Source organism: Pontivivens ytuae (assembly GCF_015679265.1).
Classification (GTDB): Bacteria; Pseudomonadota; Alphaproteobacteria; order Rhodobacterales; family Rhodobacteraceae; genus Pontivivens; species Pontivivens ytuae.
Genome location: NZ_CP064942.1, coordinates 3,668,863 through 3,683,520 on the forward strand (window position 1 = coordinate 3,668,863; position 14,658 = coordinate 3,683,520).

Consider the following 14,658-nt stretch of genomic DNA (forward strand, 5'->3'; position numbering starts at 1 on the left):
TGATGCTTCGCAGCAGGCTGACACGGGCGATCAGGACAGATGTGCCAGAGATCAGGACGATTGCGCGGCGCGCCAGTCGCGTGGGCTCATGCCGTGCGCGCGTCGGAAGACCCGGGCGAAATAGGCCGGATCGCGGAAGCCGGAGCGGGCGGCCACGGTCGAGACCGGCAGATCGGTATCCTCCAGCAGCCCGCGCGCGGTCTCCATCCGGGCCGCTTCGATGCGCTCGCCCACGCTGCGGCCTGTGCCCGCGAACAGTGCGTGAAGCTGACGCTCGCCCAGACCGAACGCGGCGGCGATGGGTGCGGCAGACAGCGACGGATCACCGTGCCGCCGCGCGATATGAGCCTTCACCGCCGCGCGGAGCGTCGTGTGATCCTCGTGAGCACGATGCGCGTTCACCGCGGCGACAAGCTGCAAGGCGCCGAGGAACTGCGCCTCGAGCGCCTTGCCATCATCGGGCAGCGTCCGAGCCACGCGCGCGAGCGATGCGATCATCCCTGCAAGCTCCCGCCCGGCGGCGTGGGCGGACAGGGCAAGCCGCCCCGGAGCGAAGCTCTCGGGCAGGGTCTCGGCCGGCAGCGCGATCGAAATGAGCTCGAAGGCCGAGCCATGCTGGATCGCGTAGGGCTCCCCGGTTGGAACGACCGAGATATCCATGGGGGCGGCGTCCCACGTCGTGTTGCCGAGGGTGATGCCGCCGCGGCCCGCGATCTGGAGGTTGACGAAGACGACATCGCGGGACGCCTGCGCGACGTGCTCCCGCCTGCGGATCACGCGGTGCGCGTCAGCGGCGACGCGGCTCACCCGCAACCGTCCGGCACGGACCTGGTCGATCCGCCCCCCGAACAGATCGCGGCTGCCGACCGCCTCCGCATCGAGCCGGACGAAGGCACGCGCCAGACCCGACTGCCAGCGTCGAAGGGCGGTCACATGCGTATCGGGCTGAACGGTCCAGCTTCCCATTCGCCAAGGCTAGCGCCGCCGGGACGACTTGGCGAGGCGGACGGCCTCCGCCTGCAACTCGTCAGGTCTGGGCCAGCCCAGTCGTCCACTCCGCAAAGGCCGACGCGATCAGGATCTTGTCCGATCCGATGACGAAGCAGTCCACGCCCTTCTCGCGCCAGAACGCCATGAGCTCCCCGCACTCGGAGGGGTCGGGCGAAAACACCGGCATCATCACGGGAATTTCCGCCTCGGTCGCGCAGGCAACCATGTCTGTGACCGCCGCGCGCACGTCATTGTGGCGCCAGTTGCCGTTCAGACCCATGGATACGGACAGATCGAAGGGGCCGAACATGAGGGCGCGCAGCCCCTGCGTCTCACAGATCTCCCGGATCGCCCGGTTTCCCTCCACGGTTTCGACGAGACCGATGATCCCGACCCGCGCCTCTTCGGCGGTGACGTAGTCGTCCCAGTTGCGGATGAAGTGCCCGCCCGACCGGCAGCAGGGGCAGGCGCCCCGCAGGCCGTGCGGGGCGAAGCGCGTCGCGGCAACGGCGCGCGCAGCATCCGCCGCGGACTCCAGGTTCGGGATGACAACATGGCGGATGCCCGCATCGAGGGCCTTCATGATCAGCACCGGATCGTTGCGCGGCACGCGCACGGCGCAGGCGATGTCGTTGGCATCCGCCGCGCGCGCGAGGTTCTCGGCGGTTTCTATCCCGAAGACGCCATGTTCGCAGTCGATGATCGTGAACCGGAAGCCGTTGAGCCCGATCAGGTCCACCATCTCGGGCGCGGCGATCTGCGACCACGTACCGAGGACGGGACCCTCGGATGTCAGAAGGGCGCTCAGATCGCGTGTCATGCGTTCGACAGGCCGAGGATGGCCCTGCATCTGATCTCCACCAGGAGACCGGGCATCGAAAACCCGCTGACGGAGAAACCCGTCCATGTCGGGTAGTTGTTGGTGAAGTAGCGGTCCTTCACCGCCGTGAAGGTCTTCAGCTCGTCCATCGAGCCTGCGAACCAGCTTTCGAGCTCCACGACATCGTCGAAGGTTGCCCCGGCCGCGCTCAGCACCTTCCCGGCGTTCTCGAAGGCTTGCGTGAACTGTGCCTCGGCGCCGCGGACCACGTTGAGGTTTTCGTCCCGGCCCACCTGTCCCGAACAGTAGAGCGTGTCGCCCACCAGAATGCCGGGGGCGTAGTGATAGGTCTCGTAGATGTTCTCCATCCCCGCCGGGATGATGATCTTGCGCTTGGGCACGGTTCAACTCCTGTAGCAGACGGATTTCACGGCGTCCGCGATGCGACGGGCGTCGGGCATGTACTGGCGTTCGAGCGCGTCATTGTAGGGCACCGGCATTTCCGGCGCGCCGATGCGGGCCACGGGCGCGTCGAGCCAGTCGAAAGCCGCCTCCGTGATGGCCGAGGCGATCTCGCCGCCGAAGCCGCCGAAGAGGGGGGCTTCGTGAACCACGACGGCGCGATTGGTCTTGCGAACGCTGGCGGCGATGGTGTCGATATCGAGCGGCTTGATGGTGCGGGGGTCGATGACCTCCACGCTGATGCCGGCCCCCGCCAGCCTTTCGGCCGCCTGCACGGCCCGCTCGACCATGGCGAGCGTCGCGATCACGGTGCAGTCGCTGCCCTCCCGCACGATCCGCGCACGTCCGGGTTCGATCGCATACCTGTCCTCAGGCACGGGTTGCGCCTGGCCGAGATAGAGCAGCTTGTGTTCGAGAAAGACCACCGGGCCGTCGTGCCGGATCGCCGCCGCCATCAGTCCCTTGGCGTCGTAGGCGGAGGCGGGCGCGTAGACCTCTAGCCCGGGGATGTTGGCAAAGAACATCTCGAGCGATTGGCAGTGCTGGGCCGCCAGCCGGATCCCCGCCCCCTGCGGACCGCGAAACACCACTGGAACCCTTGCCTTGCCGCCCAGCATGAAGCGCGCCTTCGCGGCCTGGTTGACGATGGCGTCCATCATCAGAGTGACGAAATCCCAGAGTTGCGCCTCGACGATCACGCGCTTCCCGCGCATCGCCGCTCCGACGCCGCAGGTCGCAATGGCCCCTTCGGAGATCGGCATGTCGCGCACGCGCGCCGCGCCGAACCGGTCGTGAAGTCCGCGGGTCAGGCCGAAGATCCCGCCGATGCGGCCCACATCCTCGCCCAGCACGATCACGTCGTCATCGTGCTCCATTTCGAGCGCGAAGGCCTCGGTAATGGCCTGAGCGTAGGTCAGCGACCGCTCGCCCGGCGGCGGAGCGGCGGGCAGGGCGTGACGAGGCGGGACGACCAGTTCCATCGCACCCGCCATCGACGGTTGTGCCTGAGCCTCGGCCCATTCGATCGCGGCTTCGACCTCCGTCTCGGCGTCCGCGACCAGTGTTTCGTAGGCGCCCTCGTCGATCTCCGACCGCCTCGTGATGTCGTCCTTCAGACGCGTGATCGGATCTTTCGCCCGCCATGCGTCCTCCTCCGCTTCGGAGCGGTAGGCGGGCAGGTTGGCGCGCATCGAATGATCGTCCCAGCGGTAGGTCAGCGCCTCGATCAGGGTCGGACCCTTGCCGGCCCGCGCCCGCAACGCAGCGCGCGATACGGCGGCATGGACGGCGCTGAGGTCGTTGCCGTCTATCCGCTCGCTCGGCGTTCCGTAGGCATCGGCCCGTGCGGCAATCGAGGGGCCGGCGGTGACCGCATCGGTCGGCGTCGACAGCCCGTACTGGTTGTTTTCGCAAAAGAAAATCAGGGGCAGCCTCCAGATCGCGGCGAGGTTCATCGCCTCATGAAAGATGCCCTCGTTCGCGGCGCCATCGCCGAAGAAGCTGATGCCGATGGCGCCCGTGCCATTGAGCTGTTCGGCCAGGGCCGCGCCGGTGCCGAGCCCCATGCCCGCGCCGATGATGCCGTTGGCCCCCAGAATGCCGTTGTCGAAATCGGCGATATGCATGGAGCCGCCGAGCCCGGCACAGTAGCCCGCCTCACGGCCCATCAGCTCGGCAAACATCCGGCCGAGGTCGGCCCCCTTGGCGATCGTATGCCCGTGGCCGCGATGATGGGTCAGGATGAAGTCCCGCGGTTCGAGCACCGCGCAGGCCCCGACCGCAATCGCCTCCTGCCCGACGCTCGAATGGGCCGTGCCCTTGATGACGCCCTTCAGGAACAGCTCCTTCGCCCGGGTTTCGAACCGGCGGATCCGCAGCATCATGCGCAGGGCGTCCACCCGCTCCTGTGTTCCAAGCGTATTGCTCGGCGTGCCGTTCGCGAGGGCATTCAGGATGGATGGGTCAGCCATGGATCACCCGTAGACCAGTCGTGGAAGCCAGAGGGACAGATCGGGCCAGAGGATCACGATCAGCAGTGCGAGGATCTGTAACCCGATGAAGGGCCACTGCGCGCTGAAGATGTCTTGCAGCGTCACCCCCTCGGGCGCCGCTCCCTTGAGGTAGAAGCAGGCAGGGCCGAACGGCGGCGTGAGGTAGGCGATCTGCATCGAGAGGTTGAAGACGATGCCGAACCAGACCGGATCGTATCCAAGCTCCGTCAGGACCGGCAGGAAGATCGGCATGGTCAGGAACAGGATGCCGATCCAGTCGATGAAGAACCCCAGGAGGATGAACACGCCGACCATGGCCGCGAGGATGACCGACGGGTTGTCGGATACGCCCGCCAGCATGGTCGAGGCGAAGTCGATCCCGCCCATCAGGTTGTAGACGCCGATCAGCGCGTTGGTTCCGAAGACCAGCCAGAACACCATGCCGCAGGTCCGCAGCGCCTGGACCATCACGTCCCGGACCATCGCATAGCTCAGCGTGCCCCGGACCCACGCGGCGACCGCGGCACCGAACGCGCCCAGTGCCGCACTCTCGGTGATCGAGGCGAGGCCCGCATAGATCGACACCAGCACCCCGCCCGCGACCGCGACCGGCAGGGCGACGCCCTTGAAGAGACGCAGCTTCTCGCCCAGCGGCATGCCCGCCTCCTCGGGGTCGAGCGCCGGGCCCATCGCGGGGTTCAGCCCGCAACGGACCAGCACGTAGGTGGCGTAGAAGCTCGCCAGCATCAGGCCGGGCAACAGCGTCGCGAGAAAGAGGTGCGAAATGTTCACCTCCGCCGTCAGGCCGTAGAAGATCAGGATGATGGAGGGCGGGATCATCGTGCCGAGCGATCCGCCCGCCGTGATGATCCCGATGGCGAGCCTCTTGTCGTAGCCCAGGCGCAGCATCTGGGGCAGGGCGATCAGGCCCAGCAGCACGATCTCACCCCCGATGATGCCGGTCGTGGCGCCGAGGATGACGGCCACGAAGATCGTGACGACGCCGATGCCGCCCCGCAGGTTGCCGGCCCAGACGTGAAAGGCCCGGTAAAGGTCCCTCGCGACGCCCGACTTCTCCATGAAGCTGGCCATGATGACGAACATGGGCACCGCGATGAGCGCGAAGCTGTCTATGAAGTCAACGGTGCGGCTCGCGACGATGAAGAGGGAATTCGCTCCGAACTGCGTGACCGCGAGTACGACCGCGATGGACCCCGACACGAACGCGAGCGGTACGCCCATGATCAGGAGCGTCGCCATCGCGGCGATGATCAGGAACGTGAGCGTGCCGATATCCATCGCTCAGGACGCCTTCCCGGGCAGCACGCGCCGCAGCAGGACCAGAAGGAAGAGCAGCGCGCCCAGAAAGAGCATCGCCTTGAGGTAGGAGGGCAGGGGCGAGTTGAAGGTGGATCCGGTCCGTTCGGGTATCCACGACCCGTCTAGGGCAAAGCGCCAGATCGCGCGCTCCGCCATGCGCCAGGAGGCATAGGCGAGGCCCGACAGATAGATCGCCCCCGCAACGAGGCTCAGCCAGTGGGACAGCCGTTCGAGCCGGGGATGCTTCTCGACGAGGAAGCTGATCCGCATGTGGGTGCCCTCGGCCATACAGAAGGCGCCACCGAAGATGAAGGCAGCGCCTGCCAGCAGGACCGAGATCTCATGCGCCCAGGCCGTCGGCGCGCCGAAGCCGTAGCGGGCCACGACCTCGAACACCATCACCAGGATGATCGCGCCGAAGAACCATGCCGTGATCCGTCCGAGCCACAGCGCGAATGTGTCGAGAAATCGCATGCGGGCCGCCTCTGCTTTCGAAGCCGGGAAGGGGCCAAGCCCCTCCCCGATCGCCTCAGTTCAGGCCAAGCTCGACGAGGAACGCGCGGTGGCTGTCGACAAGCGCCTGCGCGTTCGGGCTCCGGCTGCCCCACTCGGTCCAGACTTCGTCGGTGAGCGCGCGGAATGTGGCGGCCTCGTCTTCGCCGAACTCGATGAAGGTCACGCCCAGCTCGTCTGTCGCCTGGGCCTGTGCTTCGGCATCGGCTTCGGGCAGTTCGACGGACAGCCGCTCGGACATGGCGTTGCACTCGGCCTCGAACGCGGCTTGGCTTTCGGGCGAGAGGGCGTTCCAGGTGTCCATGGAGACGCTCATCTCGGTCACGGCCATGGAATGCCGGGCCAGAACCGAATACCGGGCCTGATTGTGCATCCCGAGCGCGACGTTGAGCGCCACGTTCGCCAGATCCGTCGCGTCGAGCACACCGGTCTCCATCGCCGACACGCTTTCGCCGACGCCCATGGTGACGAGCGACGCGCCCGCACGGCTGAGAAGGTCCGACGCGAGGCCGCCGGGCGCGCGCATCGACAGCCCCTCGAAATCGGCAACGGTCTCGATCGGCACCGTGGAGGGGATCTGCTCGGACGGCCAGTAGACCGGGCAGATGAACATCAGGTCGTATTGCGCATAGAGCGCGCGGGCGAGCTCCAGTCCGCCACCTTCGGTGAACCAGCGGTTTCGGGTCTCGCTATCGGGATAGGCCCCGATCGTATCGCCCAGGATGCCCATGGCCGGGTCGCTGCCCGCGAAGTAGGTGGGGGCGGTGTACTGCCCTTCGAGGATGCCATTTTGAATCGCCTCAATGGTCTCCGTCGCGCCGACGACCGCGCCGCCCGGCAGGACGGTTATCTGAACCGCCCCGTCGGTGGCCTCGGCCAGGTTGGCGGCCATCTCCTCGAAGGCGACGGTGGTGGCCGCCGTGGCGCCAAGGAATGTCTGCATCCGGATTTCCTCGGCCGATGCGGTACCTGCGGACAGCACGGCCAGCGCGCCGATCAAGGGCAAAGCTTTCGTTTTCATTTCGTTATCCTCCCTGAGCTTTTCGAAACGCCCGCGATCTCACGCCGCGATGCGAAGGGTCTTCATCTTGAGAATTTCCCGGGTGTCGGCGACGCTGGCCGGCTCTCGCCCGAGGCTGCGGGCCTGTTCGGCGACCTTTGCAACGACCTCGGCATTCGTCAGGTGACGGGATCCGTCCATGTAGGCGTAGTCGCCCAGACCGATTGAAATGTGCCCGCCCTCGCGGATGATCTTCTCGGTCAGGCGGAACAGGTCGCCCTTGTAGTTCACGACGGTCCAGACGGTTTCGAACCCCGAGGGAATGAAGGCGGTATGCGCGTCGAGCCCCGCTTCCGTCCCCGGATGCCCGGCGAAGATGATCTCGTCGGTCATGCAGAAGCAGACATATGCCGGGGCCTCCAGCACGCCCATCTTCAGAAACTGCTCGATCTGCCGGGTGAAGCTGACGTTCCAGCTGACCAGGTACGGCGTCAGGTTGTGGTGCCGGATGCGCTCGGCAAAATACATCAGCGTCGCGGTGGAGTTCTTGTAGATGAGCTCGGTGGTGTCGTACTTCCCCTCGTCGGGATTCCACCAATCGACGTTGACACTGCCGGTATCCATCGGCGCGAAATCCGGCGCCGTATCGGCCGACTTCATCATCTCCTCTATCGCCGCAAACCGCCCCCTGGCGTCCGTGTCGTTGGCGACGTAGCCGAGGGTGGGGTGGATCAGGATATCGGACTGCGCGCGAATGCCCGCATTGGTTTCCAGGTAGAAGTTCGGATCGTGGGACGGCGCGCCGTCGGCCGTCCTCCCATGGAAGTGCACGATCGACGCGCCGGCCTCGCGGCACGCCTTCGCATCCGCGATGATTTCGGACGGCAGGAACGGGACGTGAGGATTGCCGACCCGGGTCGCAAGCTCGTTCACACGCGCTTCGATAATGATCTTCTGCATGGCTGCGCCCTCCCAAACGCAACCGCCCATTCGGGCGAGTTCTGCCGACGATGGCGGATCGCGAGCGATAAATCCATACTTAAGTCATATATCTGTTGTGAGAGAGGTGCCGCTTATATAACTATAGATATATGAACGACATCGAGAATGGCCCTCAGGACGTCGCGGATCTGCTTGGTGGAGCTTTCGTCGGCCACACCATGCAACGGCTCCGGACGCCGGACGGGAAGTACCGCTACAACTATGTCAGCGCAGGCGTGAAGGCGGCGTTCGGGCTGGATCCCGACGTCCTGATGCAGCTCGACAGCGTGGATCACCGCTGGGTCCATCCCGACGATCGCGCCGGGTTCATCGCGGCGCTTGAGGCGTCGGCGGCGTCGCTGAGCCGGCTCGACAAGGAGGTTCGGGTTGCACACAGCGATGGAGGGTACCGCTGGGTGCGCTCCATCGGCAGCCCCCGGCGCCTTGGCGACGGCTCCGTGATCTGGGACGGGGTCGCCCTGGACGTGACGGACCGGCAGGAGGCCCGCCAGGCGCTGGAACGGACGCTGGAGCAGGTGCGGCAGAACGAAACCTCGGAGGGCCGGTTCTCCTACATCGCCGCACAGGATGTTCTCGACGGGCTGTCGCAACTGCGCCGCGCCATTGGCCAGTTGAACCCGGACGATCCGGCCTGCCGCGCGGTGCAGTCGGTTTTCAACGATTTCGAGCGCACGTTGTCGGCCGCCCGTGATCTGGTGGACGTCAAGGGCGAGGGCGGAGCGGCTCCGGCGGCGCAGCCAGCGCGTTTCGACGCGATCCTCACCCGACGGCAGAGGGAAATCCTCGCGCAGGTGTCGAGCGGCTCGACCAACCGGGAGATCGCCGCAGATATGGGCATCTCCGAAGGCACGGTGAAGCTGCACATGTCCGCAATCCTGAAGCGGCTCGGCGTCCAGAACCGAACCGAGGCGGCGTCGCGCTGGAGAGCATCGGTGGCAGGATGACCGTTAAGAGGTGTCCCCGGATTTGTAGATGCCTTGTCCCCTTACTTTGAGCCGAGAAAGCGAGCATGGAGACGAACAACTACAGCGACGCGTACCCAGATCGCGATGCAGAAGGGCAAGCGTCGCGGCCTTGCTGCGCGTGCGTGGTTTCTCTACCTCGCACATATCGGCTACGTGCAGGTCGATGAGGTCGCCAAAGGTCTTGAGGTGGCCGACGGACGACTAGTTCGGCGCCATCCTCCGTTGACCCAGGTCTCCATCTGGCGAGCACGACAGTGGGCGTCTTCGTAGCGGGAGAGCGTCTCTTTTGCGTATCAGCCCTTTCGTCCGATCCGGACCCGGTAGGCACCGGAAGGAAGCTTGGTGGTGAAGGCCAACTCCGTGTGCGCTATGTGTGCAACGAGTCGTAGAGGGACAAAGTCGGAGATGCTGTAGCGTATTACAGTGTAGCAGCTGTCGCCATCAACAGTTTGAAGATACAAAGAAAATGAATCTAGATCAGAACGCTGAGCTCTCCGTCGCCCCGATGATGGACTGGACGGACCGCCACTGCCGGCTTTTCCACCGGCAGTTCTCGGCCCATGCGCTGCTTTATACCGAGATGGTGACGGCCCGCGCGCTGGTGCATGGCGATCCCGAGCGGCTGATCGGCAAATCGTCTGCCGAGGGCCTCGTCGCGCTGCAGCTCGGCGGGTCCGAGCCCGATGTTCTGGCCGAGGCCTGCCGGATCGCTGCTCCCTTCGACTATCCGGAGATCAACCTCAATTGCGGCTGCCCGTCGGACCGGGTGCAATCGGGGGCCTTCGGCGCCTGCTTGATGCGCGATCCGGGCCTCGTCGCCGAGTGTGTCTCAGCGATGATCGCCGCCAGCGATGCCGAGATCACCGTCAAATGCCGCATCGGCGTTGACGAGCAGGAGCCGCGCGAGGTGCTGCCCGAATTCCTCGCCCGCATCTCCGCCGCCGGGGTCTCCCGCATCACGATCCACGCCCGCAAGGCCTGGCTGCAGGGCCTCAGCCCCAAGGAGAACCGGGACATCCCGCCGCTCGACCACCCGCTGGTGCTGGAGATGAAAGGGCTGTTCCCCGCGCTCCACATCTCGATCAATGGCGGGATCATGACGCTCGACGATGTCGAGACATATCTGGAGGCGGGCCTCGATGGTGTGATGGTCGGGCGCGCGGCCTACCACGATCCCGCCGCCATCCTCGCCGATGCCGACCGCCGGATCTTCGGCGAGAACACGGGACCCGTGGCGGCTGAGGACGCGGTGCGCGCGATGCTGCCCCATATCGAGGCGGAGCTTGGGCAGGGCACCCGCCTCAACCAGATCACCCGCCACATGCTTGGCGCCTTCGCCGGACGGCCCGGCGCGCGGCAATGGCGGCGCACGCTCAGCGAGGGTGCGCATCTGCCAGGCGCGGGGCCGGAGCTGTTGGAGGCCGCGCTCGCCCATGTCGAGCGACGCGCCGCCTGAGGGCGCAGCGCAGGGCGTATTTTAGGAAAGATGAAAGACTTGCCGCGCTAGGCAGGGGGTGCGGTACAGGCTGGCGAGCCGATGGCCGTGAAAGGTGAAGGCGGCCTGTCCCTCCGCCTGCTGCCCGCGGGCCATCTGGCCGTCAGGGTTCGAGCCGAGCGGGCAGGCCGTGCTTTCATCTTTCCGGCAAGTACGCATGGCCGGACGGTTCGGCGGGCGCTCAGTCGAGGACCAGCTTGAAGCCGGTGTGGCTCGCGGAAAACCCCTGCCGCTCGTAGAAGCGGCGCGCGTCGGTGCGGGTGGCGTTGCTGGTGAGCTGCACGACCCAGCAGCCGTGCCGCCGCGCCTCGGCGATGCAGAAGGCGATCAGCGCGGCGCCGAGGCCCGCGCCGCGGCGGTCGGAGGCGATGCGCACCGCCTCGATCTGGGCGCGCGGACGGCCACCATTGGACAGGCCGGGCAGCAGGCTGAGTTGGGCGGTGCCGACGATGCGGCCGTCCTCCTCGACGACGAGCAGGCGCTCGCGCGGATCTTCGGTGATGGTGGTGAACGCGGTCAGCACCTGAGGGTCGGCAGGGTCGCTGTCCTCCACAGCGCCACGGCGATCCTCCGCCAGTAACGCCAGGATGGCTGGCAGGTCCGCCGCCACCGCCTCCCGGATGATCATGCGGTGACCAGCGCGCCTGCCAGTCCCTCGAAGAAACGCGTGCCGTCCGTGCCGCCGAGTGCTGCGTCGTTGAGCCGTTCGGGATGAGGCATCATGCCGAGCACGCGGCGGTTCTCGCTCAGCACGCCCGCGATGTCGTGCATCGAGCCGTTGGGATTGCCCTCGTAGGTGAACGCCACCCGGTCCTCGGCCGTCAGCCGCGCCAGTGTCTCCTCATCCGCGACGTAGTTCCCGTCGTGATGCGCGATGTAGTAGGTGGCGCTCTCGCCCAGGCCCCGCGTCCAGACGCTGTCATGCGTGGCGATCCGCAAGCTCTGCGCACGGCAGACATATTTCAACCCGGCGTTCCGCATCAGCGCTCCCGGCAGCAGCCCCGCCTCGATCAGGATCTGGAAGCCGTTGCAGACGCCCAGCACGTGGCCGCCGCGCAGGGCGAAGTCCACGACCGCATTCATGATCGGCGCGCGCGCCGCGATCGCGCCACAGCGCAGGTAGTCGCCGAAGGAGAAGCCGCCGGGCACCGCCACCAGGTCCAGCCCGCCCGGCAACTCGGTGTCCTTGTGCCAGACCTCCGCCGGCGTGCGGCCCGTTGCGCGTTCCAGCGCCACGGCCATGTCGCGGTCGCAGTTGGAGCCGGGGAAGGTGATGACGGCGGCTTTCATGGGGGCCTCCTCAGGCTGTGAAATCGGTGATGACGGCGATGCCCGGCGGGGCAGGGGCGTCGAAGGCGGCGAGCTCTTCCTGCGCGTCCGATAGCGCCACGCGGCGGGCGATCAGGGGCGAGAGGTCGAGGCCGCCCGCGATCAGGGCGAAGAGCGACGGGTACTTCCAGGCGGGCATCCCGCGCGTGCCGTAGAGGGCGAGCTGGCCCGAATAGACGCTGTCCATCGGCAGTTCCATGTGGATATGGTCGCCCGCGGGCATGCCGATCTGCACGTGGCGGCCGCGTTTGCGCAGGCAGCGGATGGAGGCTTCGGTGGTGGCCGGGATCCCCAGCGCCTCGACGCTGACATGGGCGCCGCCACCAGTGATGTCGCGGATCACATCCGCGGCGCCCTCGGCGGCCACCGGAACCGCGCCCAGCGCCTCGGCCTGCGCCAGTTTCGCCGGCACCACGTCCACCGCCAGCACCCGCGCGCCCATGGCCCGGCCCAGCAGCACCGCGGCGAGGCCGACGCCGCCGATGCCATGCACCGCCAGCCATTCGCCCGGCGCGAGCGCCGCCCGGTCTGTCAGCGCGTGCCAGACCGTCGTCACCCGGCAGCCCAACGCGGCGGCCAGCGCCGGGTCCATCCCGTCCGGCAGGCGGGCGAGGTTGGCGTCTGCGCGCGGCACCGCCACCGCCTCGGCAAAGGCGCCGGGGATGGTAAAGCCGGGTACGGCCTGCGTCGCACAGGTCGTCTGGTGCCCCGCCTTGCAGTCGTCGCAGCGCCCGCAAGCGAGGATGAAGGGCGCGATCACCCGGTCGCCAACCTGCCAGTCGCGCACCTCCGCTCCGACCTCCGCGACGGTCCCGCAGAACTCGTGACCCGGAATGTGTGGCAGGGCGATGTCGGGGTCCGCGCCGACCCAGCCGTGCCAGTCCGAGCGGCACACGCCGCAGGCCAGCACGTCGAGCACCACGCCGTCCGCCGGGCAGGCCGGGCGCGGGACGTCCCGCAGCTCCAGCCGGCGCCACGCGGTCAGGACGGCGGCGCGCATCGGGTCAGAGAACCGTGACGGAGAAGTTCTCGATCACCGTGTTGGCGAGCAGCTTGTCGGCCATCTGCCGTGCCTGCTCCTCGGCCAGCGCGGCGTCGTCGGTGGCGAGCTCCAGCTCGATGACCTTGCCCTGGCGCACGCCCTCCACCCCGTCGAAGCCGAGGGCGCCGAGCGCGTGGCGCACCGCCTCGCCCTGCGGATCGAGAACACCGGGTTTCAGGGTGACGTCGACGCGAACCTTCATGTCTTTCCAGAGCCTTCCATGAGTTTCTTCACGGTGACGATCACGATGCCGCCCCCGATCCAGAGGAGCGATGCATGCACCACCGGACCCGCCGAGATGCCGAAGAACGTCCACGCGAAGCTCACCCCCATCAGGTAGCCGCCCACCACGATGGCAAGCGCGGGATGGGCGAGAAACGCGAGAAGCTTCTGCATCAGTGGACGAGCTTCGGCCCGGTGGTCGAGCCGTTCTGGCGGGGCATCACGCCCAGCCGCTTGGCCACCTCGGTATAGGCGTCGGAGACGGAGCCGAGGTCGCGGCGGAACACGTCCTTGTCGAGCTTCTCGCCCGTCTTCAGGTCCCACAGACGGCAGGAATCCGGGCTGATCTCGTCGGCCACGATCAGGCGCTGGAAATCGCCCTCGTAGACCCGGCCGATCTCGATCTTGAAGTCGACGAGCTTGATGCCGACGCCCATCATCATGCCCGACATGAAGTCGTTCACGCGCAGCGCCAGCGCCACCATGTCGTCGAGGTCCTGTTGCGTGGCCCAGCCGAAGGCGATGATGTGCTCCTCGGTGACCAGCGGATCGCCCAGATCGTCGTTCTTGTAGTAGAACTCCACGATCGGCCGGGGCAGGGGCGAGCCCTCCTCGATGCCGAGCCGCTTGGACATGGAGCCGGCGGCGACGTTCCTGACCACCACCTCGAGCGGGATGATCTCCACCGCGCGCACGAGCTGCTCACGCATGTTGAGCCGCTTGATGAAGTGCGTGGGCACGCCGATCGCGTTCAGACCGGACATGAAATGCTCGCTCAGGCGGTTGTTGAGCACACCCTTGCCGTCGATCATCTCGTGCTTCTCGCCGTTGCCGGCGGTGGTGTCGTCCTTGAAGAACTGGATCAGGGTGCCGGGTTCGGGGCCTTCGTAAAGGATCTTCGCCTTGCCCTCGTACACCATCCTGCGGCGCGCCATGAATGTCTCCGAAATACCGTGCGGGGCCGCGGCGAGGCGGCCCGATGGCGCGCTCTTATCGCTTGACGGGAGGAGGGGCAAGGATTCGGGACCCTTGCGCTGGATCAAGGTGATACCCTCATGTGATCCATATCACGCCGACCAGTGGACAGACGGGAGGACACTTCATGACCACTTTCGACGATCGCGAGCGGGCCTTCGAGGCGAAATTCGCCCATGACGAGGAGATGCAGTTCAAGGCCGCGATGCGCCGGAACAAGATCCTCGCGCTGTGGGCCGCGGGGCTGATGGACTACGAGCCGGACCGCGCGGCGGGCTACGTCAAGGACCTGATCCAGGCCGATCTCGCCCATCCCGGCGACCAGGACGTCTTCGACAAGCTCAAGGCGGATCTGGGCGAGCGCGTCTCCGACATCGACCTGCGCAGCCGCATGGATGCCGCGATGACCGAAGCGAAGGCGCAGATCGTCGCCGACGGCTGAGCCGCGGTCCCAAACCGAATTAACGCAGAACTGACAGGGCGTTGACGGATCCGTCATCGCCCTGTCATGCCGCGCCCGCACGCTTCCTTC

17 protein-coding genes are annotated in these 14,658 nt (G+C 66.8%); 3 read left to right on the forward strand and 14 right to left on the reverse strand.

The window, feature by feature from the left end:
* Positions 1-51: 51 nt before the first annotated feature.
* The 8 genes from I0K15_RS18205 to I0K15_RS18240 all read right to left on the reverse strand — a co-directional run bounded on the left by I0K15_RS18205 (position 52) and on the right by I0K15_RS18240 (position 8,056).
* Positions 52-966, reverse strand: coding sequence for a helix-turn-helix domain-containing protein (locus I0K15_RS18205; protein WP_196102896.1), 915 nt, complete (start codon positions 964-966; stop codon positions 52-54).
* A gap of 61 nt (positions 967-1,027) precedes the next feature.
* Positions 1,028-1,810 (reverse strand): HpcH/HpaI aldolase family protein, encoded by a 783-nt coding sequence (locus I0K15_RS18210; RefSeq protein WP_196102897.1) that lies wholly within the window; start codon positions 1,808-1,810, stop codon positions 1,028-1,030.
* Positions 1,807-2,211: a RidA family protein gene (locus tag I0K15_RS18215; RefSeq protein ID WP_196102898.1), complete on the reverse strand. Its 405-nt coding sequence runs from the start codon at positions 2,209-2,211 to the stop codon at positions 1,807-1,809. Before I0K15_RS18215 ends, I0K15_RS18210 begins: the two co-directional genes overlap by 4 nt.
* Positions 2,212-2,214: 3 nt before the next feature.
* On the reverse strand, positions 2,215-4,242 hold the full coding sequence (locus I0K15_RS18220) for an alpha-ketoacid dehydrogenase subunit alpha/beta (protein WP_196102899.1): 2,028 nt from the start codon (positions 4,240-4,242) through the stop codon (positions 2,215-2,217).
* Positions 4,243-4,245: 3 nt separating this feature from the next.
* Entirely contained in the window at positions 4,246-5,562 is a 1,317-nt protein-coding gene (locus tag I0K15_RS18225; protein ID WP_196102900.1) for a TRAP transporter large permease, read from the reverse strand.
* A gap of 3 nt (positions 5,563-5,565) precedes the next feature.
* Complete coding sequence (locus I0K15_RS18230; protein ID WP_196102901.1) at positions 5,566-6,057, reverse strand: TRAP transporter small permease subunit; 492 nt, start codon at positions 6,055-6,057, stop codon at positions 5,566-5,568.
* 55 nt (positions 6,058-6,112) lie between these two features.
* On the reverse strand, positions 6,113-7,117 hold the full coding sequence (dctP, locus tag I0K15_RS18235; RefSeq protein ID WP_196102902.1) for a TRAP transporter substrate-binding protein DctP: 1,005 nt from the start codon (positions 7,115-7,117) through the stop codon (positions 6,113-6,115).
* A 39-nt stretch (positions 7,118-7,156) separates the two neighbouring features.
* Positions 7,157-8,056 (reverse strand): beta-keto acid cleavage family enzyme, encoded by a 900-nt coding sequence (locus I0K15_RS18240; protein WP_196102903.1) that lies wholly within the window; start codon positions 8,054-8,056, stop codon positions 7,157-7,159.
* A gap of 131 nt (positions 8,057-8,187) precedes the next feature.
* On the opposite strand from I0K15_RS18240, the gene I0K15_RS18245 reads away from it, so the two are divergent.
* Both I0K15_RS18245 and dusA read left to right on the forward strand, forming a co-directional pair.
* Positions 8,188-9,042, forward strand: a complete 855-nt coding sequence (locus I0K15_RS18245) for a LuxR C-terminal-related transcriptional regulator (RefSeq protein ID WP_196102904.1) — start codon at positions 8,188-8,190, stop codon at positions 9,040-9,042.
* A 487-nt stretch (positions 9,043-9,529) separates the two neighbouring features.
* A complete protein-coding gene (gene dusA, locus I0K15_RS18250) occupies positions 9,530-10,519 on the forward strand; it encodes a tRNA dihydrouridine(20/20a) synthase DusA (RefSeq protein ID WP_196102905.1) in 990 nt (329 codons plus the stop codon).
* A gap of 220 nt (positions 10,520-10,739) precedes the next feature.
* Here dusA and I0K15_RS18255 read toward each other — a convergent pair whose 3' ends face one another.
* From I0K15_RS18255 to purC, 6 genes are read right to left on the reverse strand one after another with little or no spacing between them, the layout of a single operon-like run.
* Entirely contained in the window at positions 10,740-11,186 is a 447-nt protein-coding gene (locus I0K15_RS18255; protein ID WP_196102906.1) for a GNAT family N-acetyltransferase, read from the reverse strand.
* Positions 11,183-11,848 (reverse strand): phosphoribosylformylglycinamidine synthase subunit PurQ, encoded by a 666-nt coding sequence (gene purQ, locus I0K15_RS18260; RefSeq protein ID WP_196102907.1) that lies wholly within the window; start codon positions 11,846-11,848, stop codon positions 11,183-11,185. The genes I0K15_RS18255 and purQ overlap by 4 nt, the downstream gene beginning before the upstream one ends.
* 10 nt (positions 11,849-11,858) lie before the next feature.
* On the reverse strand, positions 11,859-12,887 hold the full coding sequence (locus I0K15_RS18265) for a zinc-dependent alcohol dehydrogenase family protein (protein WP_196102908.1): 1,029 nt from the start codon (positions 12,885-12,887) through the stop codon (positions 11,859-11,861).
* Between the two features lie 4 nt (positions 12,888-12,891).
* Positions 12,892-13,131 carry a phosphoribosylformylglycinamidine synthase subunit PurS gene (gene purS / locus I0K15_RS18270; protein WP_196102909.1) on the reverse strand — a complete coding sequence of 80 codons (240 nt, stop codon included), beginning with the start codon at positions 13,129-13,131 and terminating at the stop codon, positions 12,892-12,894.
* Positions 13,128-13,325, reverse strand: coding sequence for a hypothetical protein (locus I0K15_RS18275; RefSeq protein ID WP_196102910.1), 198 nt, complete (start codon positions 13,323-13,325; stop codon positions 13,128-13,130). The genes purS and I0K15_RS18275 overlap by 4 nt, the downstream gene beginning before the upstream one ends.
* Positions 13,325-14,086 (reverse strand): phosphoribosylaminoimidazolesuccinocarboxamide synthase, encoded by a 762-nt coding sequence (purC, locus tag I0K15_RS18280; RefSeq protein ID WP_196102911.1) that lies wholly within the window; start codon positions 14,084-14,086, stop codon positions 13,325-13,327. Before purC ends, I0K15_RS18275 begins: the two co-directional genes overlap by 1 nt.
* 167 nt (positions 14,087-14,253) lie before the next feature.
* On the opposite strand from purC, the gene I0K15_RS18285 reads away from it, so the two are divergent.
* On the forward strand, positions 14,254-14,568 hold the full coding sequence (locus tag I0K15_RS18285) for a DUF1476 domain-containing protein (protein WP_196102912.1): 315 nt from the start codon (positions 14,254-14,256) through the stop codon (positions 14,566-14,568).
* The last annotated feature ends 90 nt before the right edge of the window (positions 14,569-14,658 follow it).